At 58.3% G+C, this 492-nt stretch carries 2 rRNA genes; both read right to left on the reverse strand.

The window, feature by feature from the left end:
* Positions 1-23: 23 nt before the first annotated feature.
* Positions 24-140 (reverse strand): 5S ribosomal RNA (gene rrf, locus NVV99_RS26375).
* A gap of 109 nt (positions 141-249) precedes the next feature.
* Positions 250-492: ribosomal RNA gene (locus NVV99_RS26380) — 23S ribosomal RNA — on the reverse strand; the annotation flags it as partial.

Raw genomic sequence — 492 nt, forward strand, 5'->3', positions numbered from 1 at the left:
GTGGGTCCCCTTTCGGAACGGGTGTTCGGCGGTGTCCTACTCTCCCACACCCTGTCGAGTGCAGTACCATCGGCGCAGACAGGCTTAGCTTCCGGGTTCGGAATGGGACCGGGCGTTTCCCTGTCGCTATGACCGCCGTAACTCTATGAAACAATAGTCCACGCAGATTCCTCGAATCACCTGCTGCTGCAGGATTTTCGGATCTGTGTGTGTTGTTTCAGATACCGCACAGTGGACGCGTAACATCTTCGTGGTAAGTCCTCGGCCTATTAGTACCGGTCACCTCCACCCATTGCTGGGCTTCCAGTTCCGGCCTATCAACCCGGTGGTCTGCCGGGGGCCTTACCCCCTCGAGGGGGTGAGAAACCTCATCTTGGAACAGGCTTCCCGCTTAGATGCTTTCAGCGGTTATCCTTTCCGAACGTAGCCAACCAGCCATGCCCCTGGCGGGACAACTGGCACACCAGAGGTTCGTCCGTCCCGGTCCTCTCG

Origin of the sequence: Rhodococcus sp. PAE-6 (assembly GCF_025290685.1) — a bacterium.
Classification (GTDB): Bacteria; Actinomycetota; Actinomycetes; order Mycobacteriales; family Mycobacteriaceae; genus Rhodococcus; species Rhodococcus pyridinivorans.